This window comes from Streptomyces sp. NPDC051740 (assembly GCF_044453165.1).
GTDB classification, from domain to species: Bacteria; Actinomycetota; Actinomycetes; order Streptomycetales; family Streptomycetaceae; genus Streptomyces; species Streptomyces atrovirens.
Genome location: NZ_JBITCL010000002.1, coordinates 464,823 through 489,009, shown reverse-complemented (window position 1 = coordinate 489,009; position 24,187 = coordinate 464,823). Strand labels below are relative to the sequence as shown.

Below are 24,187 nucleotides of genomic sequence, written 5' to 3'. Positions count from 1 at the left end.
GTTCAGCGGGCCTTGATGTCGACGATCCGCCACCGGTCGTCCTCGAACCGGGCCGTGACGGTGAGCTGGGCCGCCGCGGTGGTGACCCCGTCCTTGCCTCCGCCCTTGTGGGAGGTCTGGTCGAGGAAGACCAGCAGGCGGGCCTCGTCGCCGTCGAGTTCGACCACTCCGGTGCGGACGGCCCGGGTGCTCAGGGTGACGCGCTGCTCGGTGAGGTCGTCGCGGACCTGCTCGAAGAGGGTCGCGTACTGGCGGGCGGCGCGGCCGTCGAGAACGGTGCGTGCGGAGCGTTCGGCGGCCGCGGTGCCGTCCGGTGTGTAGGAGAAGACACGGGCGAGGGCGTTGCCGACGTCGCCGGCGACGCGGGTGGTGGCCCCGGTGTCGGTGAGCGCGTGGTTCCGGGCGGACGCGGCCGACCTCAACTGGTGGGCACCGTGGAAGAAGCCGCAGCCACCGAGGACGAGCGCCACGACGGCCGCGACGAGGACGGCCCGCCGCAGCCGCCCGCCCGGCGGGCGGCGGGCGCGCTCACCGTCCGGCGCGTCGGCGGCGGACCCGGGCTCCTGCCCGCCCTCCTCCTCGACGGGCTCGGGCTCGTCCCCGCCCTCCTCCTCGACGGACGCGGGCTCGCCCCCGCCCTCCCTCCCGACGGGCTCGCCCCCGCCCTCCCTCTCGGCGGGCTCGCCCCCGCCCTCCCTCCCGACGGGCGCGTCCGCGGAGGCCGCCTCCGCGCCGGGCTCCGACGTACCGCCCCTGCGCAGCAGTCGCGTCAGCGTCATCGGTCGCCGCCCTCCTTCTCGCCCTCGACCGGTACGGCGCTCAGTGCCCTCACCTTCCACTCCCCCTCGCCCGTGCGGGCCAGGACCGCCTCCAGGCGCTTGCGGTCGGTGGTCGGCCTCTTCGCGCCGGCGGGCGTGACCTCGACGCGGACGGTGGCGATGAGCTTGGCCGTGCCGGACCGCGTGTCGAGCGCGGTGACGGCGGCCTCGGTGACCGTGCCGCGCGCCGAGGCGCCCGCCTCGGCGCCGGTACGGCCCAACTCCTCGCGCAGCGGCCCGGTGGAGGCGGCGCGCCAGGCCCGGACGCCCCGCTCCGCACGCTGCCGGGTGGAGGCGTCCAGCGTGGTGAGCACCGCGATGCCCGCCCGTCCGTCGGCGAGCGCCTCGTCCCGCTCACGGCCGTACGCGAGCGAGTCGTCGGTGCGGGCCTGCGCGTACGTCCACGCGCCCGTGCCGCAGAAGCCGAGGGCCAGCGCGAGCCCCGCTCCGGTGAGGATCCGGGCCCTCCTCATCGCGTACCGCCGGTGTCGAGGAGGCCGGACAGGTCGTCCGGTGCCTCGCCGCTCTGTCCGGGCAGGGCGAGGGCGCCGGGGAGTACCGGGGAGGCGTCGTTCCCGGCGGGTGTCCCGCCGCTGCCCGAGGGCAGCGAGCCGGGCCTGGCCGGTTCGGGCACCGCGCCGCCCTTCGGGGCGTTCGCCGAGCCGCGTACGTTCGACCCGCCGGCGGCCGGGGCGGTGCAGGCCGCACCGGTGTTGAGGGCGGGCGCGGTGCCGAGGTCGAGGCCGTTGCGGTAGCGCGTGGCGCCGTATCCGTCGGTGCAGGGCAGGGGGGTGAAGAAGGTGACGGCCATGCCGAGGTTCAGCTTCCCTCCGTCGACGGCGGTGGAGCCGGCGGCGACGGCCGCCGGGTACTTCACGAGGAGTTCCTCGATGCCGCGCTGCCGGGTGACGGCGACCTCGGAGGTGGTGAGGAGGTTGGCGAGGACGACGCCGAGGCTCGGGTCGAGGTCCCGCAGCAGACCGCTGACCTGGGTGGCGGCCTCGGGGGTGACCGCGAGGAGGCGGCGCAGGTCGGCGTCGGAGCCCTTGAGGGCACGGGCCAGTTCCTCCGCCCCGCCGGCGAAGTCGCGGATGGCCTTCGCCTCCTGGGCCTGGGTGCGCAGGACGGTCTCGCCGTCGGTGATGAGCAGGGCGGTGGACGGCAGGGCGCGGTCGGCGGCCTCGACGAAGTCGCTGCCGCCGTCGAGGAGCGCCTGGAGGTCGTCGCCGTGCCCTTCGAAGGCCTTGCCGAACTCGTCGACGACCGTGCGCAGATCCTCCAGCGGGACCGAGCTCACGAGGTCGTCGACGCTGGTGAGGACGTCGGTGACGGGTGCGGGCACCTGGGTGTCGGCCTGTTCGATGCGGGTGCCGTCGGCGAGGTAGGGGGAGCCGTCGCTCTCGGGCCGCAGGTCGATGTACTGCTCGCCCACGGCGGAGAGTCCGGCGACCACGGCCTTGGTGTCGGCGGGGATGCGGGGGGCGGACTTCTTGATGCGGAGTTCGGCGACGACTCCGTCGGCGGTGAGGCCGATCGGGCCGACGCGGCCCACCGAGACGCCCCGGTAGGTGACGTCGGAGTGGGTGAACAGGCCGCCCGTGCGCGGAAGTCGCACGTCCACCGTGTAGTAGTCGGCGACGCCCACGTACCGGCCGAGGTCGGCGTAGCGGATGCCGAGGAACGAGAGGGCGAGGACGGCGATGAGGAGGAAGGCGAGGTTCTTCAGCCGTACGGCGGGAGTGATCACCTGCTCTCACCTCCGGCCCCGGACACGGAGGGCAGCGGCAGCGGCGAGGAGGAGTCCCCCGACGGGGAGCGCGCCCCGGACGGCGGTGCGGACGGCGACACGGACGACGGCCCGGCTCCCGGTGCTCCGTCGTCGCCCCGGGCGGACCGCCCCTTCCCGGCCGCGCCCGGCCCGCCGTCCGCCGCGGCGGACGGAGAAGCCGTGCCCTCGGTCACCAGCGGCGGGATCACCTGGGTCCCGGGCACGGCGGCCATGGTCAGATATGTGTTGAGGTAGTCGCCCTTCACCCCGCGCAGCACCTCGTCGGTGAACGGGTACGTCACCAGCACCTGGAGCGAGTCGGGCAGGTCCGTGCCCGCGTCGGCGAGCGCCTTCAGCGTCGGCGCGATGGCCTTGAGGTCGGCGATCATGTCGTCCTTGCTCGCGTTGACGGTGGAGACGGCGACGCCGGAGAGGGTGTCGAGGGAGCGCAGCATGGTCAGCAGTGAGCCGCGCTGCTTCTCCAGCGTCTTCAGTCCGGGCGAGAGTCCGGTGAGGACGGTGCCGACGTCGTCCTTGCGGGTGGCGAGGGTCGAGGAGAGCCGGTTGACGGCGTCGAGGGCGTCGGTGATGTCCCCCCGGTGGTCGTCGAGGTCGCCCACCAGGGTGTCGACCCGTTTCAGCATGGAGCGGACCTCGGGTTCGCGTCCGCCGAGGGCCGCGTTGAGCTCCTGGGTGATGGTCTTGAGCTGGTTGACGCCGCCGCCGTTGAGGAGCAGGGACAGCGCGCCGAACACCTCCTCGACCTCGGTGTTGCGGCTGGTGCGGGCCAGCGGGATGACGTTCCCGTCCGTCAGCCGGCCGGCGCCGGTCTCCTTGGCGGGCGCGACGAGCTGGATGTACTTCTCGCCCAGCAGGCTGGACTGTTCGAGCCGTGCGGTGGCGTCGGCGGGCAGCCGCACATCGCCGTTGATCTCCATGGTGACGCGGGCCGACCAGTCGTCGCGGCCGAGTTCGATGTCGGTGATCCGGCCGACGGCGACGTCGTCGACCTTCACCGCGGCGTGCGGGACCAGGCTGAGCACGTCGTGGAGTTCCGCGGTGACGGTGTAGGGGTGGTCGCCGAGGTCGGCGCCGCCGGGCAGCGGCAGGTCCTCGATGCCGTCGAAGCGCGGTGGTCCGACGGCGACCGCGCCGAGGGCGAGGGTGAAGCCGAGGCCGAGGGCGATCAGTCCGCCCGCGGTGAGGCCCGCGGCCCGGCCCGCGGTGAGCGTGCCGCGCTTCATCGGCCGTCCCCCTTCCGCCCGTCGGCCGCACCGGTCACGGGCAGCGGCAGCAGCGGGCCGCCGATGCTGATCTCGTTGAGGTTGGCGCGGCCGTCGAGGGTGCGGGTGTCGGGGTCGTAGGCGCCTACGACGTTGCCGGCGGCCAGCGGCGCCACGTCCAGCGCCTCGGCCAGCGAGGCCCGTTGTTCGACCAGGGTCTGTGTGAGGGGGACGAGCCGGTCGACGTTCTTCTTCAGTTCGCCCCGGTTGTCCTCGATGAAGGTCTTGACCTGGCCGAGGGCCTTGCCGAGTTCCTCCAGCGCGCCGGTGAGGTCGTCCTTGTTGTCGGCGAAGAAGCCGACGACCTCGTCCAGGCGTTCCTGCGCGGTGCGCACGTCGGTGTCCTTGTTCTTCAGCATGGTGGTGAAGGTCTGGAGGCTGCTGAGCGTCTTGAACAGGTCACCGCTGCTGCCGTCGAGGGTCCTGGCCGCCTTGCCGAACTCCTCGACGCCCTCGCCGATGGCCTCGCCGTTGCCGTCGAGGTTGGCGGCGCCGGTCCGCAGCAGTTCGGACAGGGCGCCGTCGGCGTTGGCGCCGTCCGGGCCGAGGGCCTCGCCGAGTTCGGTGATCGAGTCGTAGATCTGGTCGATCTCGACGGGGAGGCGGTTGCGCGAGGCGGGCAGTACGGCGCCGTCGGCGAGGGCGGGGCCCGTGCTGTGGGCGGGGGTGAGCTGCACATACCGGTCGGCGACGACGCTCGGCGCGACGACGACGGCCCGCGCTCCCTCGGGGACCTTGATCCCCTCGTCCAGGCGGAGGTCGACGCGGACCGTGGTGCCCTGTGGCCGCACCGACTCCACCTCGCCGACCCGTACCCCGAGGACGCGCAGGTCGGACCCGGCGTAGACGCCGGTGGCGCGGTCGAAGTAGGCGGTGACGCGGGTGCCGTCGGACGAGAGGGTCCGGACGGTGGCCACGCCGCCGGCGGCGAGCAGCAGGAAGGCGAGCACGCCGGTGAGGATCTTTCCGCGTCGGTTCATCACTCACCGCTCCCCTGGGCCGCCACCGGCTGTTTCGGCGGCAGGCATCCGGTCTCGGGCTGGGAGGTCTCGGGCAGGTAGTCGCGGGGCACGACACCGCACAGGTAGCTGTCGAACCAGCGGCCGTTGCCGAGGGTGTTGCCGACCAGGCGGTAGTACGGGCCGACCAGCGCGAGGGTCCTGCCGAGCTGGGTGTTGTTCTCCTCCAGGACGGTGGTGACGCGGCCGAGGGCCTTGAGGGTGGGGCCGAGCTGCTTCTCGTTGTCCTCGACGAGGCCGCCGAGTTCGCCGCCGAGGTCGCGGCTGCCCTTGAGCAGGGCGCTGATGGCGGCGCGGCGGTCGCGGAGTTCGCCGAGCAGGGAGCCGCCGTCCTCGATGAGGGTCTCGAAGCTGGACTTCCTGTTCTCCAGCGTCTTGGTGAACTTCGCGCTGCCCTTGAGGAGTTCGGAGAGTTCCGCGTCGCGCTCGGAGATGGACCGCGACAGGTCGGACAGGCCGGTGGCGGCCTTGCGCACGTGTGGCGGGGAGTCCTCGAAGGTGTCGGAGATGGTCTCGAAGCTCTCCGCCAGCCGCCGCGTGTCGATGTCGTCGACGGTGCCGCTGAGGTCCTGGAACGCCTGGGTCACGTCGTAGGGGGAGGTGGTGCGGGTCAGCGGGATGCGGCTGCCGGGGTCCTGGCGGCCGGAGCCGAGCGGGTCGAGCGCCAGGTACTTGTCGCCGAGGACGGTCTTGATGGCGATGGCGGCGGTCGTGCGGTCGCCGAGCCAGGCGTCCTCGACCTCGAAGGTGACCTTCACCTTGGCGCCGTCGAGCGCGACGCCGGTGACCTGGCCGACCTTGACGCCCGCGATGCGCACCTCGTCGCCCTCGTCCAGACCCGCCGCCTCGGAGAAGTCGGCGCTGTAGGCGGTGCCGCCGCCGAACGGGAGCCGGTCGACGTGGTAGGCGAGGAGGGCGATCAGGGTGAGGACGAGCAGCCCCACGACGCCGACGGCGACGGGGTCGCGCTCTTTCACGGGCCTGATGTGCGGGCGCCTCATCCGCGGCACCTCGATTCGGTGACCGCGATACCGGTCGGCGGTTCGGAGCCGTCGGAGGTGGTGACTCCGCTCACGCGCGCCTCGCAGAGGTAGAGGTTGAACCACGATCCGTAGGAGGACAGGCGGGCCAGGGCGGTCATCTTGGCGGGGGTCTTCTCGAGGAAGTCCTCGATCTGCGGGGTGTGTTCGCCGAGGTTCGTCGAGAGCCGGCCCAGTTCGCGGATGTCCTGCTTGAGGGGCTCCCGCCCGTCCTCGAAGAGGTCGGCGGTGACGGTGGTCAGGTCGCCCATGGCCGCGACGGCCCTGCCGAGGGGTTCACGGTCCTCGTTGAAGCCGGTGACGAGTTCCTGGAGGGTGACGACGAGGTCGTCGAAGCCGTCCTCGCGGTCGTTGAGGGTGTCCAGGACGGTGGTGAGGTTGCCGACGACCTGGCCGATCACCTCGTCCTTGGCGGCGACGGTCGTACTGAGCGAGCCGATGTGGCGGATCAGGCTGTCCACGGTGGCGCCCTCGCCCTGGAGCACCTGCACGATCGATCCGGCGAGTTCGTTGACGTCCTTCGGGGAGAGCCCCTCGAACAGCGGCTTGAAGCCGTTGAAGAGCAGGGTCAGGTCGAGCGCGGGCGTGGTGCGCTCCAGCGGGACGGTGCCGCCCTCCTCCAGGGTGCCGGTGAGGTCGCCGCTGTCACGGCCGAGGGAGACGTAGCGCTGGCCGACCATGTTGAGGTACTTCACGGCGGCGGTGGTCGACCGGGGCAGCCTGCGGTCCTCCCGGACGGTGAAGGTGACCTGCGCGGTGCGCCGTTCCACCACGCGTACGTCGGTCACCTCGCCGACCTCCACCCCGGAGATCCGCACGCTGTCGCCGTCGACGAGTCCGGTGACGTCGGTGAACAGGGCCTTGTAGGTGGTGGTGCCGGAGCCGGAGCCGACGCCGGTGTTGGCGACGCCGATGCCGAGCACGGTCGTGGCGAGGGCGGTGACCACCACGAAGGCGAGGGACTTGAGCAGCGGCCCGGTCAGCGGGCGGCGCCGGGTGTGCGCGTCGTCGGCGGTGGTCATCCGAGGGTCACCTCCGTACCGCGGTAGACGGGGCCGACGAGCAGGCTGCTCCAGTCGGGCAGGTCGCCGGGGCTCTCGCCGGCGGCGGGGGCGAGGAGTTCGTTGACGAGGTCGTTCTCCGCCGGGGAGTTGGCGGGTCCGAGGTCCTGCTCGGCCGCGGGGGCGGCGGCCCGCGCGGTGGGCCGGGGCAGTGAGCCGAGGTAGGGCACGGAGGGGCAGCGGGGGCCGCCGCCGGAGTCGTACACCGGGGTGTCGCGGCCGGGGCGGTAGGCGCCGCGCGAGGCGACGGTGGTGACGTCGACGTGGATGCCGGGCCGGCCGGTGCCCTTGCCGAGCGCCTTGTCCATGGCCGGGACGAACTCGGTGAGGGTGCGCAGGGTGCAGGGGAAGGCCGAGGAGTACTCGGCGAGCAGTTCCAGGGTGGGTCGGCCGGCGGCACCGAGCCGGATGATGTTGTCCTTGTTCTCGCGCAGGAAGGCCGTCACGTCCTCGGCCGTGCGGGTGGTGGCGCCGAGGGTGGCGGCGAGTTCGGCCTCCTGCTCGGCGAGGGTGCCGCTGGTGGTGGTGAAGTCGGTGAGCGCCGTGACGATGTCGGGCGCGGCGTCCGCGTAGACATGGCTGACCTTCACGAGTTCCCTGAGGTCGCGGTTGAGGGCGGGCAGGTGGGGGTTGAACTCCTCCAGGTGCTCGTCCAGCAGGCTCAGCGTCTCGCCGAGCCGGTCCCCGCGGCCTTCCAGGGCCTGTGAGACGGCCGACAGGGTCGCGGAGAGCTTCTGCGGCTGCACGGCGGTGAGCATCGGCAGGACGTCGTCGAGCACCTGCTGGAGTTCGATGGCGTTCTCGGAGCGGTCCTGGGGGACGACGGCCCCGGCGGCCAGTGGCCGGGCCGAGGGGTTCTCGGGCGGTACGAGGGCCACGAACCGTTCGCCGAACAGGGTGGTCGGCAGCATCTGCGCGCGGACGTCGGACGGTACGTCGTCCAGCGCGCCGGGCTTCATGGCGAGGGTGAGCCGGGCCCCGTCGCCGGTGGCGTCGATGGCGCGGACCTCGCCGACGACGACGCCGCGCAGTTTCACCTCGGCGCCCGGGTGCATCTGGTTGCCGGCGCTGCCGGTCTCGACCACCACCGGGTCGGAGTCGGTGAACCTCTTGTCGTAGACGGCGACGGCCAGCCAGATCAGCAGGGCGGGCACCAGCACGAACACCACCCCGGCCAGCCGGCGGCGCAGCGTCTGTCCTCGGGATCCCCGGGGTCCGCTCATCTCACCCCGCCACCTTCACGGTCGTGGTCGCGCCCCACAGGGCGAGCGACAGGAAGAAGTCGGTGACGCTGATCAGCACGATGGCGTTGCGCACGGACCGGCCGACGGCGACGCCGACGCCGGCGGGGCCGCCCGAGGCGCGGAAGCCGTAGTAGCAGTGGGCGAGGATCACCATCACGCTGAAGATCAGCACCTTCAGTACGGAGAGCAGCACGTCCGTCGGGGAGAGGAAGAGGTTGAAGTAGTGGTCGTACGTCCCCCGGGACTGCCCGTTGAACAGGACGGTCACATAGCGGGAGGCGACGTAGGAGGAGAGCAGCCCGATCGCGTAGAGCGGGACGATGGCGACGACGCCGGCGATGATGCGGGTGGTGACCAGGTAGGGCATGGAGCGGATGCCCATGCCTTCGAGGGCGTCGACCTCCTCGTTGATGCGCATGGCGCCGAGCTGGGCGGTGAAGCCGGCGCCGACGGTCGCGGAGAGGGCGAGTCCGGCGACGAGGGGGGCGATCTCGCGGGTGTTGAAGTAGGCGGAGACGAATCCGGTGAACGCGGCCGTGCCGATCTGGTCGAGGGCCGCGTAGCCCTGGAGTCCGACGACGGTCCCGGTGAAGAGCGTCATCGCGATCATCACGCCGATGGTGCCGCCGATGATCCCGAGGCCGCCGGAGCCGAACGCCACCTCGGCCAGCAGGCGCTGCACCTCCTTGAGGTAGCGGCGCAGGGTCCGCGGGATCCACAGCAGGGCCCGGACGTAGAAGAGCAGTTGGTCGCCGGAGCGGTCGAGCCAGACGAGCGGGGAGGCCATCGGACCTCAGCCTCCCTTCGGCGGGACGATCTGGAGGTAGACGGCCGTCATCACCATGTTGACGAAGAAGAGCAGGAGGAACGTGATGACGACGGACTGGTTGACGGCGTCGCCGACGCCCTTGGGGCCGCCGCGCGGGTTGAGGCCCCGGTAGGCGGCGACGATGCCCGCGATGAACCCGAAGACCAGCGCCTTGAGTTCGCTGATGTACAGGTCGGGGAGCTGGGCGAGGGCGGAGAAGCTGGAGAGGTAGGCGCCGGGGGTGCCGCCCTGCATGATGACGTTGAAGAAGTAGCCGCCGAGGATGCCGACGACGGAGACCAGGCCGTTGAGCAGGACCGCGACGCCCATGGCGGCCAGCACCCGGGGCACGACCAGGCGCTGCACCGGGGACACGCCCATGACCTCCATCGCGTCGAGTTCCTCGCGGATCCTGCGGGAGCCGAGGTCGGCGCAGATGGCCGAGCCGCCGGCGCCGGCGATCAGCAGGGCGACGATGAGCGGGCTGGCCTGCTGGACGACGGCGAGGACGCTGGCGCCCCCGGTGAACGACTGGGCGCCCAGCTGCTCGGTCAGGGAGCCGACCTGGAGGGCGATGACGGCGCCGAAGGGGATCGAGACGAGGGCGGCGGGCAGGATGGTCACGCTCGCGACGAACCAGAACTGCTCGACGAACTCGCGGAACTGGAAGGGTCTTCGGAAGACGGCGCGGCCGACTTCGGCGGCGAGCGCGAAGAGCCGGCCGGTCTGCCGCAGCGCGCCGGTGATCACGCGCCGCTCCCGGCGGTGGGCATCGGCAGGGTGGCCGCCCCGGAGTTCCTCGCGTAGGTGTCCCGGATGGCGGAGCGCGCGGCGGGCGGCAGCGTGTCGATCATGCCCATGACACGGTTGCGTCGCCGGTCGACGGCCCGGCGCGGCGGGAGGCCGGGCGACGGCTCCAGCTGCGGGACGATCACCCGGGGTACGGCGGGGGCGGAGGAGGCGGCGCCCGCCTCGGCGGCGAGGGTGGCCGCGTCCTTCTCCTCGGACATCCCGATGGGGCCCTCGCGCCGGCCGCCGAGGAACTGGGCCACGACCGGCTCGTCGCTGGTGAGCAGCACCTCGCGCGGACCGAAGGTGACGAGCTCGCGCCGGAAGAGCATCCCCATGTTGTCGGGCACGGTGGCGGCGATGTCGAGGTTGTGGGTGACGATCAGCATCGTCGCGTCGATCTGCGCGTTCAGGTCGATCAGCAGCTGGGAGAGGTAGGCGGTGCGGACCGGGTCGAGTCCGGAGTCCGGCTCGTCGCACAGGATGATCTGCGGGTCGAGGACGAGCGCGCGGGCCAGTCCGGCCCGCTTGCGCATGCCTCCGCTGATCTCTCCCGGAAGCTTGCCCTCCGCACCCAGCAGCCCGACGACCTCGATCCGCTCCATGACGATGCGGCGGATCTCGGACTCCTTCTTGCGGGTGTGCTCGCGCAGCGGGAAGGCGATGTTGTCGAAAAGGGACATGGACCCGAAGAGGGCCCCGTCCTGGAACATGAGACCGAACAGTTTACGGGTCTCGTAGATATCCTTTTCGGGACTGTTCACCATGTCCACCCCGTCGATGAGGACACGGCCCTTCTCGGGTTTGAGCAGCCCTATGAGCGACTTCAGGAAAACGGTCTTCCCGGTGCCGGACGGGCCCAGCATCACGCTCACCTCTCCGGCAGGAAGGGTGAGTGTCACGTCCCGCCAGATGCTCTGCTTACCGAAGGACTTGGTCAGGCCCTCGACCACCACTTCGATTCCCATATCACCTCCAGCGGACGTCCATCGGATAGGTACCGCGGGCGCACGTTAAGTCGGCGCGGAGCGCACTGACAACGGGTGCGGCAGCGGATCCCCGCCGACCCACCGGAACTTGTCACCGCGCACACAACACACCGGCCCCGCACTTGTCTCCGGGGAGACAGGGCAGGGTCCCGCGGCTCCGGGGGGTGTGGATCCGTGAGACCCTGCCGACGGACGCCCGAGCCCGATGGAAGGGGGGCCGGAAAGCGCCCGTCATGGCTCCGGCCGACGGGGGCCACCGACCTGGAACCGAGCACCACACCGGCACGTTACGGCCCGGTAACCTCGACGGGCAACACCGGAATCCGAGTTTTCCGGGATACCGACTCCGGCCATCCGGAACCTGTCACGGAGGACACAAAAAACCCTCCCGGCATTGTCGGCGGGTGAGTGTCACACCCCCCGGTACGGGGAGCGCCCGGAGAGCGGGATCATCCTCTCCGGACGTTTCCTCCTTGGCAGCGCGTGACTAAGGCGAACCGCGAATCACTCACTGGGGAAACAGCTTGTTCCACTTTTAAAAGAATCATGGACAACCGCATTGTTCGGCTAAGTTTCCGGCGAGTAACGTCACCGCTCACTGCAGGTCAACCCTCAAGGAGTCCCGAGTCATGAAGAAGAACACGAGAAGGTCGGCCGTCGTGGTGTGTGCGGCCGCGTCGGCGCTGGGTCTCGCCGCCGGCCCGTCCTCCGCGGTGCCCTCCACGGTGTGGACCGTCACCCCCTCGCCGTCCTCGTTCCAGGCCGCGAACGTCGGCAACATCGTGCTGACCGCCACCATCCCGATGACCTGTACGACCTCCAACGCGGCCGGTGTGATGAACAGCGCCACCGGCAACCCGGGGGACGTCGCCGACATCACCACCATGAACTTCGGTGCCACCGGCTCGCCGTGCACCAGTGTCCTGGGCAACGTCACCACCACGTCGGTCACCCCCTGGGACGTCGTCGCGGTGGACTACACCGCCTCCACCGGCGTCACCAAGGGCTACGTCGGCAACGTCAAGGCCAACGTGACCGCCGGCGCCTGCAAGTTCACGGTGGCGGGCAAGGCCTCGGCCACCTACACCAACTCCACCGGTGTCCTCGCGGTCAACAGCGTCGCCGGTGAACTGGCGGTCAGCAACCCCGTCAACTGCGGGGCGATCGTCACGACCGCCACCAAGCCCACCTTCAAGGGCAACTACGCCGTCAAGCAGGCGGGCACCGGCATCATCCCGACCATCGTCGGTTCCAACCCGTAGACCGCCCCCGCTCACGTCCGCCCGGCCGGCTACCCCGGCCGGGCGTTCGCGGACTCCGTGCCGCGTCCCGCCGACACCGGCCTCCTACCGAGCGGAGTTGTATGAGAGTCCAGCGAGCCGCCGCCCCGCGGCCCTCCCGTGCCCGCACCAGGACCACGTCGATCGCGGCGTTCGTCGTGCTCGCCGCCCTGATACCGACCACGGCCTCCGCCACGGGCCCCCAGGAGATCGAGGCCGAACTCCCCTACGTCTGCACCCTGCCCTCGGGGCGGCTGCCCGCGACGGTGCGGATCTCGGCGGACTTCCCGGAACGGGCCGAGGCGGGCGAGGCGTTCTCGCCCACCGGCGTCACCACCACCGTGGAACTCCCCGCGGAGGCCGTCGCCGATCTCACCGCACACGAGGCGTCCGGGGTACGGGCGGCGACCCGGCTCGCCGTGGGCGTCGCCCAGAACGCGGCGACCGCCACCGCGACCTGGCGCGGAAGCGCCGAACCCGTCGCCCTTCCCGCCTCCGGGCCGCTGACACTGACCACGAAGGGCGACGTCCCCTCGGTGGCCGGCCGGGGCGACGGCGCCCTGACCTTCACCGCCGGCGACCTCGCGATCGACCTGGCGCCCGGCACGGCGGACACGGCGGACACGGCCACCGCCGGCCCCGGCTCGCTGACCGTCGACTGCTCCCTCACCGAGGACGCCACGGACCAGGGGCTGCTGGCCACCGTACCGGTCGGCACGGACGGCCCCGGGGCGAGCGGCCCGCCCTCCCCGTCCGGGTCCGCGGAGGCATCGGGCCCACCGGAGGACGGGCCGGGGGACGGAACGGAGGAGCGGCAGGGGGACCGGTCACCGAAGGTGCTGGAGAACTCGCCCGGCACCGCCGCGGACCGCGACGTACCGCCGTGCCGCTACGACGAACAGCACCCGCCCACGGACGTGTCGCTCAACGCCTACGTCACCGGCTACGCCAACGTGAAGAAGATGAAGGGCGCCGCGTACCTGCCGCCGTCCTGCGTGCTGATCGAACAGGGGCTCCCCGAGATGGGTCCCCCCGACCCTGAGTACCTGATCTTCGACACCGTGTCGTACGCGAACCTCCACTACCGGGAGCGGAAGCAGACACCGCCCTTCGACGCGACCTTCCTGTCCTTCGACTTCGCCCCGGTGAAGGCCACCATGGTGCTGGAGCAGACGGGCACCATGAGGATCGACTCGCGCATGAGGATGCGCCTCTCCGACTTCACCACGATCACGGACACCTACGTCCGGGCCCCGCTGGTCCTGCACGTACTGGATCTCGAGGTCAACGGGACGCCCCTGGACGTCGGTCCCGGGTGCCGGACCGAGACGTCCCTCACCTCCGCCGACCCGGACCCCGCGAACTTCCCGGGTGACCACCTGGTGCTGTACGGCCGGGGCGAGCAGATCATCGGCCTGCCGGCCACCGGCTATCTGCTCCTCAGCGGCGGCGTGCTGTCCGGCGAGGCGGCCATCCCCGCCTTCACCGGCTGCGGCACCGACGGCGAGGACCTCGACCGTCTGCTCACCGCCTCCGTCTCCGGTCCCGGCAACCACATCAAGCAGGTCCAGGGCCAGACGTGCGCGATCGCCGCCCCGGTGTTCCCGAGCCCGACCAACGAAGGCCAGTGCACCGAGGACCTCCAGCCCTACGAGGTCCCCGTCGCCGAGCGCTGATCCCCTGTCCCCCACCTCCACGGAAGGCCACCACCATGCCCCCGTTCTCCCCCCGCACCCGGCTCGCCGCCGTCTCCGCGCTGACCGCGTTCGGCGCCTTCGCCTCCCTGGGCACGGCGACCGCCGCCGGCCCCGCGCTCAACGGCGAGTGGGCCCCCTTCACCCGCTGCCCCGTGGACGCCCCGGCGATGCTGGCCGCCGACGGCTTCGACAGGACCCCGCAGTGCGTGGTCTCCACCTCGGCGAGCGGCTCCATCAAGCTGGGCGACACCACCGTGACGACCGGCAGGACCAACCTCCAGATCGGCGTCGTCCAGAACGCGGACGGCACCAGCAGCGTGGTCGCCCCGGCCTCCGGCGCGCTGGTCGCCGAGCCCGCCACCGTGCCCGGCGGACTGCTCGGCCTGATGTGCCCGAGCGACATATTCGTGATCACGGGCATCTGCGAGTCGCTGGAGAACTCCAGCCTCAACAAGATCACCGCGACCATGGAGTCCGTCGGCGCGCCCTACGCCTTCGACCAGACCGCCGGCGTCCTCACGGACACGCCCATCATCGCCCTGCCGGTCCGCATCCACCTGGAGAACCCGCTCCTCGGCAGCAAGTGCTACATCGGAACGGCCGCCGACCCGATCGTGCTGCGCCCCGCGAACCGCGAGTACCCGGCGTTCGGGATGACCTTCTTCCAGGGTGACGGCACCCCCGACCCGGCCGGCGAGATGAGCCGGATCGACCTCACCGGCGCCCCCCAGAACGACAGCACCTTCGCGGTCCCCGGCGCCACCGGCTGCGGCCTGAACGTCGGTCTGATCAACGCCGCGGTCAACGCGAAGACCGGGCTGCCCTCCGCCTCCGGGAACAACAGCCTGACCCTCAACGACACGCAGACCCACCTCACCGGCCTCAACGCCCCCGGGACCGTCGCCCCCGACGCCGGCAAGGTCCTGGCGGAGAACTGGCACTCCGCCGCCGAGTAGCCACCACGGGACCGGAACCGCGTGGCCGTCCCGGCAGCCGGCCCTCACCACCATGACGCGATTCCTTCACAAGTGATGTACAACACAACAAAGTTGATTTACCGTCAGCTTGCCAAGCCGGTGAATCCCGGTGGACCGGTCCGGGTTCCGCCCGACGAGGGCGGAACCCGGCCGGCCGGCCGCCCCACCGGACATGTCGGAGAGCAAGGGATCACTCATGCCCTCAAGCGCGCGTCCCTCGGTGCTCGGTGAACCGCTCGACCCGCTCCCCAAGAAGTTCGCGGCCTTCATGCGGCCGCTGCTTCCGGGGCTGCTGAACGAGATACGGACCGAGGTCACCCGCACCTACCCGGTGTACGGCAGGCTGCTCAACGGCCCGGACGGGGACGCGATCCGCCAAGGCGTCGAACAGGCGCTGACCGCCTTCGTGGACCGGGTGGCCGACCCCGGCAGCAGCTCGGAGCTGCGGGACGAACTGCTGCGCAGGTTCGGCCGGGTGGAGGCCTACGAGGGCCGTGACCTGGAGGTACTGCAGGGCGCCTACCGGCTCGGCGCCCGCATCGCACTGCGCCGGGCCAAGACGCTGGGACGGCAGTACAGCCTCTCCCCCGCGCTGGTCCTCGCCTTCGCCGACGCCCTCTTCGCGTACGTCGAGGAACTGGAGGCGATCACCCGCGAGGGGTACGCGGAGGTGCGGGAGCGGGCCGCCTCCGAGGAGTCGGCGTTACGGAGGCAGTTATTGCACTTCCTCCTGGCCTCCTCGCCGATGCCCCGGACGACCGTCTCCGAACTGTGCAAGGCCGCCGCCTGGGAGCTGCCCCGCTCGTGCTTCCTCGTCGCCCTGCGCCCCCCGGTGCCGGAGCACATCCAGGCGGGACTCGACCGGGACGTCCTCGCCGACCTGGACATACCGCAACCGCACCTGCTCGTCCCCGGGGACCTCACCCCCCGGCGCCTCGACATGATCCGTACGGCCCTGACCGGCACCCGTGCCGCGGTGGGCCTGACCGTGCCGATCGCGCAGGCCGCCGACTCCGTCCGCTGGGCCCGCCGTGTGCTCCAGCTCGTTGACGACGATGTCGTCCCCGACGCCCCGCTGATCCGCTGCGAGGATCATCTGACGACCCTGTGGCTGCTGTCCGACTCCGCCCTCGTCGACCGTGTCGCGGCGCGTGAACTGGCCGCGCTCGACGAGTTGCCCGCCAGGCGGCGCGACCGGCTGGTCGAGACCCTCCGGGTCCACGTCTCCACCCGGGCGCCCGCCGAACAGGTCGGCGAGATCCTGGGCGTGCACGCCCAGACCGTCCGCTACCGCCTGCGGATGCTGGACACCTACCTGGGCGACCGGCTCGCCGACCCCGACCACCGCTTCGCCATCGAGGTGGCCCTCCGCTCGCTCCACCTGCGGGGCCACGACGGCACGGAGTGACCCCCGAGGCCGGTGGGAGACCTGGTACGGGCCCCACGCCGGCCTCGTACGGGCCTCACGCCGGGTTCAGCCGCCACTGCTGACAGCCGTTGTCCAGCCAGGTCCACTGCCGTACGTCGGCACCGTCCGCGGTGGAGCAGTCGGCGACGTCGGCGACCTTGCCGGTGGCCTGGTTGACGATACGGACGTGACCGCCGTCCGTCGCCACGAACCGGAACCGCTGGCAGGTGTTGTCCAGCCACGACCACTGCCTCAGGTCGGCGCCGTCGGCGGAGGAGCAGTTCTCGGTGTCGAGCACCTTGCCACTGGCGACGTTCACCAGCCGGTGGGTGTCGTCGCCGAGGTCCTCCAGGCGCCACCGCTGGTTGGCGCCGCCGTTGCAGGCGTACTGCTGCACATGGGCGCCGTCGGCGGACGAACTCCCTGACAGATCAAGGCACTTGCCGCTGTTGCGGTTGGTGAGGGTGTAGGTGGTGGAGACGGTCGACGGCTCACCGGAGGGACCGGTGAGGCCCGCCCCGAGCCGTACGGGCGTACCGAAGTTCGGCGAACCGTCCGCGTTCCAGGTGAACTTCTGCGCCCGTGCCGTACGCCCGTTGTCGCACCCCTCGGACGCGGAGTCGTTGGCGTGGTAGACGATCCAGCTCTCCGTGCCGTCCGGCGAGGTGAAGAAGCCGTTGTGGCCGGGACCGTAGACGCCGTTGCCGTCACTGCGCTGGAAGACGGGCGTGGACTTCTTGGTCCAGGAGGACGCGGAGGCCGGGTCGGAGCCGGTGAGGGTGAGCTGCCCGAGCTTGTAGTCGGGGGTCCAGCAGCCGCTCGCGGAGTAGACGAGGAAGGTGCGGCCGCCCCGCTGGAGGATCTCCGGGCCCTCGTTGACGGTGCCGCCCTGCCGTTCCCAGTCGTACGTGGGCGTGGAGACGGTCGAGAAGGACGAACTCACCGTGTACGGGTTCGACATGCGCGCGGCGACGATGTTCTGCGTGCCGTTGTGCGTGCTGCCGAAGAGATACAGCTGTCCGTCGACGGTGGCGACGGTGGGGTCCAGCATCCAGCCGGAGTTCAGCCGTCCCTTGTAGCTGTACGGCCCCATGGGATCGGACCCGGCGCTCTCCAGGACGTGGCTGCGCTGGGTGGGGTTGTAGTCGGCGATGTTCTGCCCGGCCACGTAGTACAGGTACCAGCGCCCGTTGAGGTAGTGCAGTTCCGGTGCCCAGATGTTGCAGCACCGGGAGGCCGCGTCACCCTGCCACACCTGCACGCCGGGGGCGGTGGCGAGGCCGCCGAGGGTGGGTGACCTGCGGATGGTGATGACGTCGGTCCAGGACGTGCTGACCAGGTAGTAGTGGCCGTCGTGGCGGACGATCCAGGGGTCGGCGCCCTTCTGGGCCTTGACGGGGTTGCCGAAGGAGGCCGCCTGCGCGGACGACTGCCCGAACGAGAGGGCGAGCAGCAGCGCGGCCGGCAGGGTCAGTAGGCGACGGGCCATCCGCTGCTCCAGTTCAGGAGGTTGATGCCGAGCTTGGGGGTGCCGTTGTCGTCGCCGTCGTAGTAGTGGTAGACGATCAGGTCCCCGTCGACGTCGTTCATGATCGACTGGCCGCCGGGGCCGATGACGCTGCCGTGCGACTCGAGTACGGGCGTGCCGCCGTTGTTCATCATCGAGACGCCGTTCTTGTCGCGGTACGGCCCGGTGACGCTGGTGGCGCGGCCGACCTTGACCTTGTAGGTGGAGCCGGTGCCGGCGCAGCAGGTGTCGTACGAGGCGAAGAGGTAGTAGTAGCCGTTCCGCTTGACGACGAACGGCGCCTCGACGGCCTTCGTCCCGGAGGGGCGGGAGGCGAGCGAGTAGCGGGTGGTGTGGGAGGAGAGCTGCTTCCCGGTGGAGGGGTCGATCCGGATCATCTTGATCCCGGTCCACCAACTGCCGAAGGACAGCCACCACTTGCCGTCGTCGTCGACGAAGAGGTTGGGGTCGATGGCGTTGTAGTCGCTGGAGGAGCCGGAGGTGTACACGGTGCCGTAGTCGGTCCAGCTGCCCGGCTGTCCGGTGGTCGAGCCGGCCAGTCCGATGGCGGAGGTGTTCGAGCCGAACTTCGAGACGGAGTAGTACATCAGGTACTTGCCGCCGTGGTACGAGATGTCCGGCGCCCAGGCCTCCGGTACGGAGGAGTAGTTCCGCCACCAGCTCGGCCGGGACGAGAACGCGTCGGCGCCGGCGGAGAAGGCGGTGCGGTCGGTGGAGGTCTTGTGGGAGACGCCTCCGCCGGTGGCGTAGAGGAGGTACTGCCCGGAGGAGGTCCGGATCATCGACGGGTCGTGCGTGACGACGGACCCGGTGACGCGGCCGGGGTCGGGGTACGCCGAGGCGGTGGACGGCATCAGCGCCAGGAGGGCTGCGGCGGGGATCGAGAGGAGGGCGGTGCGCTTCCGGAGGGTGCGGCTCATACGGGGTTCTCCTTGCGGTGGGGGTGGGGAGGTCGTTCGGGATTGCGAACGACGATCGCAAGTTCGAACGGACCGTAGAATCGAACCACTTGCGCGTCAATGGTCCGCGCGGCACCACTTGCCTCCGCACGGACGGCCTCGCCGAGGAAGCGGGCGGGCCGCGCATGCGCCGCGCCGGCCCGCCCGCTCCCGTTCCCGCTCCTCAGCGGGCCGTCACCCCTCCGGGCACTCCTTCCACGCGAGGTGGTACACGGTGCTGATGTCCCCGTCCGTGGAGTCCATCGTCATGAAGCTGACGTCGTCGGGGGACGAGGTGCCCGCGCTCACCCGCAGCTCCGTGTTGATGTTGAAGTTGCGCTGGACCCCGCAGGGCGCGTAGACCAGCTGGGCCCAGTCGGTCTCGTCCGTGACCTGCCAGTTGTCGTCGAGGGGGCCCACGAAGGGGTGACTGCGGTACTCCGTGTTCGGGGAGCCCTGGAAGTAGTACGACGCCCTCTGCGTCCCCTTCGCGCCGGACCGGAGCGAGGCGAAGCCCCGGTAGTCGGCGCTGGCGACGGCGTAGGTGAAGCCCTGGGGGACGTGCACCAGCAGGCTGAGCTGGCAGTTCTTGCGGAAGGCCGTGGGGTCCGAGTTCCCGCCGGCCCGGGCGAGGTAGTCGCTGTACGTCACGGTGAAGGCGGTGTTGTCCGCGGAGACGGCGACCGCGGCGGTGCCCTGGGGGCAACCGGAACCGTTCACCGTGGCGACCTTGATGACGATCTTGTCCGGCGGCGGGTCCTCGAAACCGGCCGACGGGTCGTGCGCGGGTAACGCGGCGGTGAGGAGCGCGGCCGCCGCCGCGCTCAGGAGCAGTCCACCAGCCATGGTTCTCCGTCCTTCGGTGGGGGGTGATTGAAATATCATGTACATGCCAATAACGCACGCACATGTACCCCCGGCCTCGTGAAGGAGGCATGAAGGTGCGGTGGAGGCCGGGAGCGCTCGCATCGTACGAAGCCCCACGACCGGCGGACAGGGCCAACTCCGGCCATTCACTTCCACCACACCGAAACGGGAGGAAACAGGCGTACCGGAACCCTCATGTGAACGCGGAGGCACCGGTTCATGGACAATGGCCCACCGGCACCCCGTGTGGCAGTACAAGCAGGAGGCGCTCCCTTGGAGCTCAGCAGGCGTACCTTCACCGCCCTGGCCGGTACGGCGGCGCTCGGTCTCGCGCTGGCCGGCAGCGGCGGGGCGGCGACCGGCGCGCACGGACCGCGCGGCGTGCCGACGGGTCCGCCGCCCCCTCCCCCGAGCGCGGACGGCAAGCGGCACCGGATCGGCCACGACCGGTACTCGCTGCTGGTCGACGGCCGGCGCCTGGTGCTGTGGTCCGGCGAGCTGCACCCCTTCCGGCTGCCCAGCCCCTCCCTGTGGCGGGACGTGCTGCAGAAGCTGCGCGCGGGCGGGTGCAACGCGGTCAGCGTCCCCGTGCCGTGGAACCACCACTCCCCCGCGCCCGGGACGTACGACTTCACCGGAGTGCGGGACCTGGACCTCTTCCTGACCATGGCCGCCGAGGAGCGGCTGTACGTCATCCTGCGTCCCGGCCCGTACCTCGGCTCCGCCGATCTCGACGCCGGCGGCTTCCCCGGATGGCTGACGGCCACCGAGGGCCGCGCCCGCACCACCGACCCCGAGTACCTGCGGCACGTCGACGAGTGGCTGAGCGCCGTCAACCGCATCGCCGTACGGCACCTGTTCACCGCGGGCGGCGGCACCGTGCTGCTGTACCGGTTCGAGGACGGGTTCGAGGTCTTCGCCGACGAGCCGGCCGGGCAGGCCTATCTGACCCACCTGTACGACAAGGCGCGCGCCGACCGCATCGACGTACCGCTCTTCCACGCGGACGGGCACCTCGGTGAGCGCGAGACCGGCCGGCAGGCGCCCGGAGTGCTCGCCGGGGCGGCCGGCGGGGCGGCCGATCCGTGGGGCGGGGCCACCTCCGGCGGCAAGGGGTACGCGCAGGTGCGGCGGACGCACGACGCGGCCCACGAGCGGCGCGCCCACCTCACGAGCCTCGCCGACGGCGTCACGGTGCACAACGTCCGGGTGGCGTTCGGCGGGACCTCGTGGGGCTGGCTGCCCGGGCCGGGCGTCTACACCTCGTACGACTACGGGGCGGCGATCGACGAGGGCCGCCGGCCGACGCCGAAACTGGCCGCGCTCCAGCAGCTCGGCCATCTGCTGCGGACCGTGCCCGACCTCGCCCGGCTGGACCCGGCGAAGGAGGTGCGGGCCGAGGACGACCGGCTGAAGGTGCGCCACCTGGCCAACCCCGACACCGGCGCCCAGGTGTACGTCCTGCACAACGACTCCGCGGAGCCGGTCGGCTCGATGCTGCCGGACACCGGCATCGACGTACCGGTCACCGTCGGCGCGCGGGACGCCAAGCTGCTCACCACCGGCCTGGAACTGGGCCGGCGGAAACTGGCGTACACCACCGCGCAGCCCACGCTGAACATGACCGTCGGACGGCAGGACATCGCCCTGTTCACGGGCCGCAGCGGTGAGACGGCCCAGGTCGCGCTGGACTGCGACACCGAACCGGTCACCAGCCGGCTGGACGACGAGCCCGGATGGTCCTACGACCGGGGCAGGCTGAACGTCGTGGTGCCGCTCGGGGTGGGCGGGCTGAGCAGGGTGCTGGTCGAGGGCGGGGACTCCGAGACGCCCATGCTGCTGCTGTTCGCCGACGACGCGACGGCGCTGCACCTGTGGCCGTACGAGACCCCGTCCGGCTCGCTGCTGGTCCACGGCCCGGCGCTGCTCCGCTCGGTCACCCTGCGCGGCTCCACCGCCCATCTCGTCGGCGACCACGTCGGCGGGATGGGCCTGGAGGTGTGGGCACCGCGCGGGATCACCGCCGTGACCTGGAACGGACGGCCGGTGCGCACCCGTGTCAGCCGGGCCGGGAGCCTGGCGATGGAGGGGCTGATGCCGAACACGCCCGAGGTGCGGCTGCCCGCGCTGGAGGGCTGGCGGAGACGGGCGGAGAACCCGGAGTCCGAGGCCGGTTTCGACGACTCGGCGTGGCCGGCCGCCGATCTCACCTCGTCGCACAGCACCACGCCCGTGCCCGAGGGCGGTCCCGTCCTCTTCGCGGACGACTACGGCTTCCACCACGGCGACGTCTGGTACCGGGGGCGGTTCGAGGACACGCGCGGTGTCGAGTCCGTGTCGCTGTCCTACAGCACCGGTACCCAGGGACTGCTGATGGCCTGGCTGGACGGCCGCCCGCTGGGCACGCACCGCATGCCGGTGCCGGACGAGGACACGGCCCGGCGGGGCACGTGGACGGCGACGGCCTCCTTCGACGTGCCGGAGGAGCGGCGCGAGCGGGGCCCGCACGTGCTGTCGGTGCTCGTACGGCCGATGCAGCACGACGGGGACGAGCGGGCCGAGGACACGCACAAGGCCGCGCGCGGGCTCGTGGCCGTCGGGTTCGGGGGCGGCTCCCGGAGCGTGGAGTGGCGGATCCAGGGCGCCACGGCGCCGGACCGGGTGCGCGGGCCGCTGAACAACGGCGGGCTGTACGGGGAGCGGGAGGGCTGGCACCTGCCGGGGTTCGACGACCGGGAGTGGCGGGCCGCGGAGTTCCCGCGGGAGGTGCGGCGGCAGGGGGTGACCTGGTGCCGGACGGGTTTCCGGCTGAACGTGCCCGCCGACGTGGACGCCTCGATCGGGCTCACGATCGACGACGACCCGGAGCGTGCCTACCGGGTCCAGATCTTCCTCAACGGCTGGAACATGGGCCAGTACATCAACGATGTGGGCCCGCAGCACACCTTCGTCCTGCCGAACGGGATTCTGCGCACACGTGGGACCAACACACTGGCCCTGGCGGTGCTGTCCGACGGGACCACGCCCTCGGGCCCGCGGGATGTGCGGCTGACGCTGCTGGGCGCGGTGCGGGGCGGGGTTCCGGTGGAGGCGGTGGACTCACCGGGGAGGAGGTGAGCCCACCGCCGGACACTCACGCCAGCCGGATCACGTTCCAGGACAGCGGCTCCAGTACGGCGGAGAGCCGGCCGTCGTCCAGGGCCGTGCCGTCGACCGTGTGCGGGGTGACCCGCTCGGGCTCGGCGAGGGTGTTGCGGGCGTCGGGGTCGGCGTCCGCGAGGGCGCTGTGCTCGACGACCGAGGTGAGGTCGAGGCCGTTGAGGGCGACGTCCAGCGGCAGCGACTCGGTGCGGCTGCGGTTGACGGCGAACACGGTGACCGTGCCGTCCTCGGCGCGCACGGCGGTGGCGTGCAGCAGGTCGGCCTCGCCGTACTTCTTCGTCTCGTACGTCGGTGAGTCCACGCGCACGTCGAGCACCTCGCCCCGGCCGTACTTCGAGGCCTGGGCGAACGGGAAGAACGTCGTCTGCCGCCAGGCCGGGCCGCCGGGCTCGGTCATGATCGGGGCGATCACGTTGACGAGCTGGGCGAGACAGGCGACGGTGACGCGGTCCGCGTGCCGGAGCAGCGCGATGAGCAGCGAGCCGAAGACGACGGCGTCGGTGACGTTGTAGTTGTCCTCCAGGAGGCGGGGGGCCTCGGGCCAGTCGAGAGCGCTGACCTGGGCCTCCGTGCGGGACAGGTACCAGACGTTCCACTCGTCGAAGGAGAGGTCGATCTTCTTCCTGGACTTGAGGCGGGCGCCGACGTGGTCGCAGGTGGCGACCACGTTCTCGATGAAGGACTCCATGTCGACGGCGGAGGCGAGGAAGGAGTCGACGTCGCCGTCGAGCGGCTCGTAGTAGGCGTGCAGGGAGATGTGGTCGACCAGGTCGTACGTCTCCTTGAGGACCGTCGCCTCCCACTCGGCGAAGGTCTCCATGGACTGGCCGGAGGAGCCGCAGGCGACGAGTTCGACACCGGGGTCGATCTGGCGCATGGCGCGGGCGGTCTCGGCGGCGATCCGGCCGTACTCCTCGGCGGTCTTGTGACCGGTCTGCCAGGGGCCGTCCATCTCGTTGCCGAGGCACCACATGCGGATGCCGAACGGGTCCTTGTCGCCGTGCTCGACGCGCAGGTCCGACAGGGTCGTGCCGGAGGGGTGGTTGGCGTACTCCTGGAGCTCCAGGGCCTCCGCCACGCCCCGGGTGCCGAGGTTGACGGCCATCATCGGTTCGGCCTGCGGGCCGATCTTCTTCAGGAACGCGATGTACTCGGAGAGGCCGAAGCGGTTGGTCTCCGTGGAGCGCCAGGCGAGGTCCAGGCGGCGGGGGCGGTCCTCCACGGGGCCCACGGAGTCCTCCCACTTGTAGCCCGAGACGAAGTTGCCGCCGGGGTAGCGGATGGCGGTGACGCCGAGTTCCCTGACGAGGTCCAGGACGTCCGTGCGGAGGCCTTCCGCGTCCGCGGTGGGGTGGTCCGGTTCGAAGATGCCGGTGTACACGCAGCGGCCGAGGTGTTCCACGAACGAGCCGAAGAGGCGGGGGTTCACCTCACCTACGGTGAAGGCGGGGTCCAGGGTGAAGCGGGCGGTTCGCATGGGTTCCTTTCGGTGCGTTTTCGAGTGCGGGTGC

At 71.3% G+C, this 24,187-nt stretch carries 20 protein-coding genes; 5 read left to right on the top strand and 15 right to left on the bottom strand.

The window, feature by feature from the left end; all coding sequences use genetic code 11:
• Nucleotides 1-2: 2 nt before the first annotated feature.
• From ACIA6T_RS05240 to ACIA6T_RS05190, 11 genes are read right to left on the bottom strand one after another with little or no spacing between them, the layout of a single operon-like run.
• Nucleotides 3-779: a hypothetical protein gene (locus tag ACIA6T_RS05240; RefSeq protein ID WP_399445191.1), complete on the bottom strand. Its 777-nt coding sequence runs from the start codon at nucleotides 777-779 to the stop codon at nucleotides 3-5.
• The gene (locus ACIA6T_RS05235) at nucleotides 776-1,291 is read right to left on the bottom strand and encodes a hypothetical protein (protein ID WP_399445190.1); all 516 of its coding nucleotides are present in this window, start codon (nucleotides 1,289-1,291) and stop codon (nucleotides 776-778) included. Before ACIA6T_RS05235 ends, ACIA6T_RS05240 begins: the two co-directional genes overlap by 4 nt.
• A complete protein-coding gene (locus ACIA6T_RS05230) occupies nucleotides 1,288-2,565 on the bottom strand; it encodes an MCE family protein (protein ID WP_399445189.1) in 1,278 nt (425 codons plus the stop codon). The genes ACIA6T_RS05235 and ACIA6T_RS05230 overlap by 4 nt, the downstream gene beginning before the upstream one ends.
• The gene (locus ACIA6T_RS05225) at nucleotides 2,562-3,830 is read right to left on the bottom strand and encodes an MCE family protein (protein WP_399445188.1); all 1,269 of its coding nucleotides are present in this window, start codon (nucleotides 3,828-3,830) and stop codon (nucleotides 2,562-2,564) included. Before ACIA6T_RS05225 ends, ACIA6T_RS05230 begins: the two co-directional genes overlap by 4 nt.
• The gene (locus ACIA6T_RS05220) at nucleotides 3,827-4,849 is read right to left on the bottom strand and encodes an MCE family protein (RefSeq protein ID WP_399445187.1); all 1,023 of its coding nucleotides are present in this window, start codon (nucleotides 4,847-4,849) and stop codon (nucleotides 3,827-3,829) included. Before ACIA6T_RS05220 ends, ACIA6T_RS05225 begins: the two co-directional genes overlap by 4 nt.
• A complete protein-coding gene (locus ACIA6T_RS05215; RefSeq protein WP_399445186.1) occupies nucleotides 4,849-5,889 on the bottom strand; it encodes an MCE family protein in 1,041 nt (346 codons plus the stop codon). Before ACIA6T_RS05215 ends, ACIA6T_RS05220 begins: the two co-directional genes overlap by 1 nt.
• Complete coding sequence (locus ACIA6T_RS05210) at nucleotides 5,886-6,950, bottom strand: MCE family protein (protein ID WP_399445185.1); 1,065 nt, start codon at nucleotides 6,948-6,950, stop codon at nucleotides 5,886-5,888. Before ACIA6T_RS05210 ends, ACIA6T_RS05215 begins: the two co-directional genes overlap by 4 nt.
• Complete coding sequence (locus ACIA6T_RS05205; RefSeq protein ID WP_399445184.1) at nucleotides 6,947-8,212, bottom strand: MCE family protein; 1,266 nt, start codon at nucleotides 8,210-8,212, stop codon at nucleotides 6,947-6,949. The genes ACIA6T_RS05210 and ACIA6T_RS05205 overlap by 4 nt, the downstream gene beginning before the upstream one ends.
• Nucleotide 8,213: 1 nt before the next feature.
• On the bottom strand, nucleotides 8,214-9,020 hold the full coding sequence (locus ACIA6T_RS05200; RefSeq protein WP_085574364.1) for an ABC transporter permease: 807 nt from the start codon (nucleotides 9,018-9,020) through the stop codon (nucleotides 8,214-8,216).
• Nucleotides 9,021-9,026: 6 nt separating this feature from the next.
• The gene (locus ACIA6T_RS05195) at nucleotides 9,027-9,791 is read right to left on the bottom strand and encodes an MlaE family ABC transporter permease (protein ID WP_399445183.1); all 765 of its coding nucleotides are present in this window, start codon (nucleotides 9,789-9,791) and stop codon (nucleotides 9,027-9,029) included.
• On the bottom strand, nucleotides 9,788-10,798 hold the full coding sequence (locus ACIA6T_RS05190) for an ABC transporter ATP-binding protein (protein WP_399445182.1): 1,011 nt from the start codon (nucleotides 10,796-10,798) through the stop codon (nucleotides 9,788-9,790). The genes ACIA6T_RS05195 and ACIA6T_RS05190 overlap by 4 nt, the downstream gene beginning before the upstream one ends.
• A gap of 650 nt (nucleotides 10,799-11,448) precedes the next feature.
• Between ACIA6T_RS05190 and ACIA6T_RS05185 the strand changes: the two genes are divergently transcribed.
• The 4 genes from ACIA6T_RS05185 (at nucleotide 11,449) to ACIA6T_RS05170 (ending at nucleotide 16,181) form a co-directional block, all read left to right on the top strand.
• Nucleotides 11,449-12,081 carry a hypothetical protein gene (locus ACIA6T_RS05185; RefSeq protein ID WP_399445181.1) on the top strand — a complete coding sequence of 211 codons (633 nt, stop codon included), beginning with the start codon at nucleotides 11,449-11,451 and terminating at the stop codon, nucleotides 12,079-12,081.
• Between the two features lie 101 nt (nucleotides 12,082-12,182).
• On the top strand, nucleotides 12,183-13,775 hold the full coding sequence (locus ACIA6T_RS05180; RefSeq protein WP_399445180.1) for a DUF6801 domain-containing protein: 1,593 nt from the start codon (nucleotides 12,183-12,185) through the stop codon (nucleotides 13,773-13,775).
• 35 nt (nucleotides 13,776-13,810) lie between these two features.
• Nucleotides 13,811-14,752, top strand: a complete 942-nt coding sequence (locus tag ACIA6T_RS05175; RefSeq protein WP_399445179.1) for a hypothetical protein — start codon at nucleotides 13,811-13,813, stop codon at nucleotides 14,750-14,752.
• A gap of 217 nt (nucleotides 14,753-14,969) precedes the next feature.
• A complete protein-coding gene (locus ACIA6T_RS05170) occupies nucleotides 14,970-16,181 on the top strand; it encodes a helix-turn-helix domain-containing protein (RefSeq protein WP_399445178.1) in 1,212 nt (403 codons plus the stop codon).
• A gap of 55 nt (nucleotides 16,182-16,236) precedes the next feature.
• Here the strand turns inward: ACIA6T_RS05170 and ACIA6T_RS05165 are convergent, their stop codons facing one another.
• The 3 genes from ACIA6T_RS05165 to ACIA6T_RS05155 form a co-directional block, all read right to left on the bottom strand.
• Nucleotides 16,237-17,670, bottom strand: a complete 1,434-nt coding sequence (locus ACIA6T_RS05165) for a family 43 glycosylhydrolase (protein ID WP_399445177.1) — start codon at nucleotides 17,668-17,670, stop codon at nucleotides 16,237-16,239.
• Nucleotides 17,652-18,629, bottom strand: a complete 978-nt coding sequence (locus ACIA6T_RS05160) for an arabinan endo-1,5-alpha-L-arabinosidase (RefSeq protein ID WP_399445176.1) — start codon at nucleotides 18,627-18,629, stop codon at nucleotides 17,652-17,654. Before ACIA6T_RS05160 ends, ACIA6T_RS05165 begins: the two co-directional genes overlap by 19 nt.
• Nucleotides 18,630-18,842: 213 nt before the next feature.
• On the bottom strand, nucleotides 18,843-19,493 hold the full coding sequence (locus ACIA6T_RS05155) for a DUF4360 domain-containing protein (protein ID WP_399445175.1): 651 nt from the start codon (nucleotides 19,491-19,493) through the stop codon (nucleotides 18,843-18,845).
• A gap of 294 nt (nucleotides 19,494-19,787) precedes the next feature.
• Between ACIA6T_RS05155 and ACIA6T_RS05150 the strand changes: the two genes are divergently transcribed.
• Nucleotides 19,788-22,631 carry a beta-galactosidase gene (locus ACIA6T_RS05150; protein WP_399445174.1) on the top strand — a complete coding sequence of 948 codons (2,844 nt, stop codon included), beginning with the start codon at nucleotides 19,788-19,790 and terminating at the stop codon, nucleotides 22,629-22,631.
• Nucleotides 22,632-22,647: 16 nt separating this feature from the next.
• Here ACIA6T_RS05150 and ACIA6T_RS05145 read toward each other — a convergent pair whose 3' ends face one another.
• The gene (locus tag ACIA6T_RS05145; RefSeq protein ID WP_399445173.1) at nucleotides 22,648-24,153 is read right to left on the bottom strand and encodes an alpha-N-arabinofuranosidase; all 1,506 of its coding nucleotides are present in this window, start codon (nucleotides 24,151-24,153) and stop codon (nucleotides 22,648-22,650) included.
• Between the last annotated feature and the right edge of the window lie 34 nt (nucleotides 24,154-24,187).

What these genes read in the sequence shown, in the direction of transcription:
- ACIA6T_RS05170 (WP_399445178.1), top strand. Translation starts at nt 14,970, where the DNA reads ATGCCCTCAAGCGCGCGTCCCTCGGTGCTCGGTGAACCGCTCGACCCG.
- ACIA6T_RS05205 (WP_399445184.1), bottom strand. Translation starts at nt 8,212, where the DNA reads ATGAGCGGACCCCGGGGATCCCGAGGACAGACGCTGCGCCGCCGGCTG.
- ACIA6T_RS05225 (WP_399445188.1), bottom strand. Translation starts at nt 3,830, where the DNA reads ATGAAGCGCGGCACGCTCACCGCGGGCCGGGCCGCGGGCCTCACCGCG.
- ACIA6T_RS05160 (WP_399445176.1), bottom strand. Translation starts at nt 18,629, where the DNA reads ATGAGCCGCACCCTCCGGAAGCGCACCGCCCTCCTCTCGATCCCCGCC.
- ACIA6T_RS05155 (WP_399445175.1), bottom strand. Translation starts at nt 19,493, where the DNA reads ATGGCTGGTGGACTGCTCCTGAGCGCGGCGGCGGCCGCGCTCCTCACC.
- ACIA6T_RS05175 (WP_399445179.1), top strand. Translation starts at nt 13,811, where the DNA reads ATGCCCCCGTTCTCCCCCCGCACCCGGCTCGCCGCCGTCTCCGCGCTG.
- ACIA6T_RS05165 (WP_399445177.1), bottom strand. Translation starts at nt 17,670, where the DNA reads ATGGCCCGTCGCCTACTGACCCTGCCGGCCGCGCTGCTGCTCGCCCTC.
- ACIA6T_RS05220 (WP_399445187.1), bottom strand. Translation starts at nt 4,849, where the DNA reads ATGAACCGACGCGGAAAGATCCTCACCGGCGTGCTCGCCTTCCTGCTG.
- ACIA6T_RS05190 (WP_399445182.1), bottom strand. Translation starts at nt 10,798, where the DNA reads ATGGGAATCGAAGTGGTGGTCGAGGGCCTGACCAAGTCCTTCGGTAAG.
- ACIA6T_RS05210 (WP_399445185.1), bottom strand. Translation starts at nt 6,950, where the DNA reads ATGACCACCGCCGACGACGCGCACACCCGGCGCCGCCCGCTGACCGGG.
- ACIA6T_RS05235 (WP_399445190.1), bottom strand. Translation starts at nt 1,291, where the DNA reads ATGAGGAGGGCCCGGATCCTCACCGGAGCGGGGCTCGCGCTGGCCCTC.
- ACIA6T_RS05185 (WP_399445181.1), top strand. Translation starts at nt 11,449, where the DNA reads ATGAAGAAGAACACGAGAAGGTCGGCCGTCGTGGTGTGTGCGGCCGCG.
- ACIA6T_RS05215 (WP_399445186.1), bottom strand. Translation starts at nt 5,889, where the DNA reads ATGAGGCGCCCGCACATCAGGCCCGTGAAAGAGCGCGACCCCGTCGCC.
- ACIA6T_RS05180 (WP_399445180.1), top strand. Translation starts at nt 12,183, where the DNA reads ATGAGAGTCCAGCGAGCCGCCGCCCCGCGGCCCTCCCGTGCCCGCACC.
- ACIA6T_RS05240 (WP_399445191.1), bottom strand. Translation starts at nt 779, where the DNA reads ATGACGCTGACGCGACTGCTGCGCAGGGGCGGTACGTCGGAGCCCGGC.
- ACIA6T_RS05145 (WP_399445173.1), bottom strand. Translation starts at nt 24,153, where the DNA reads ATGCGAACCGCCCGCTTCACCCTGGACCCCGCCTTCACCGTAGGTGAG.
- ACIA6T_RS05200 (WP_085574364.1), bottom strand. Translation starts at nt 9,020, where the DNA reads ATGGCCTCCCCGCTCGTCTGGCTCGACCGCTCCGGCGACCAACTGCTC.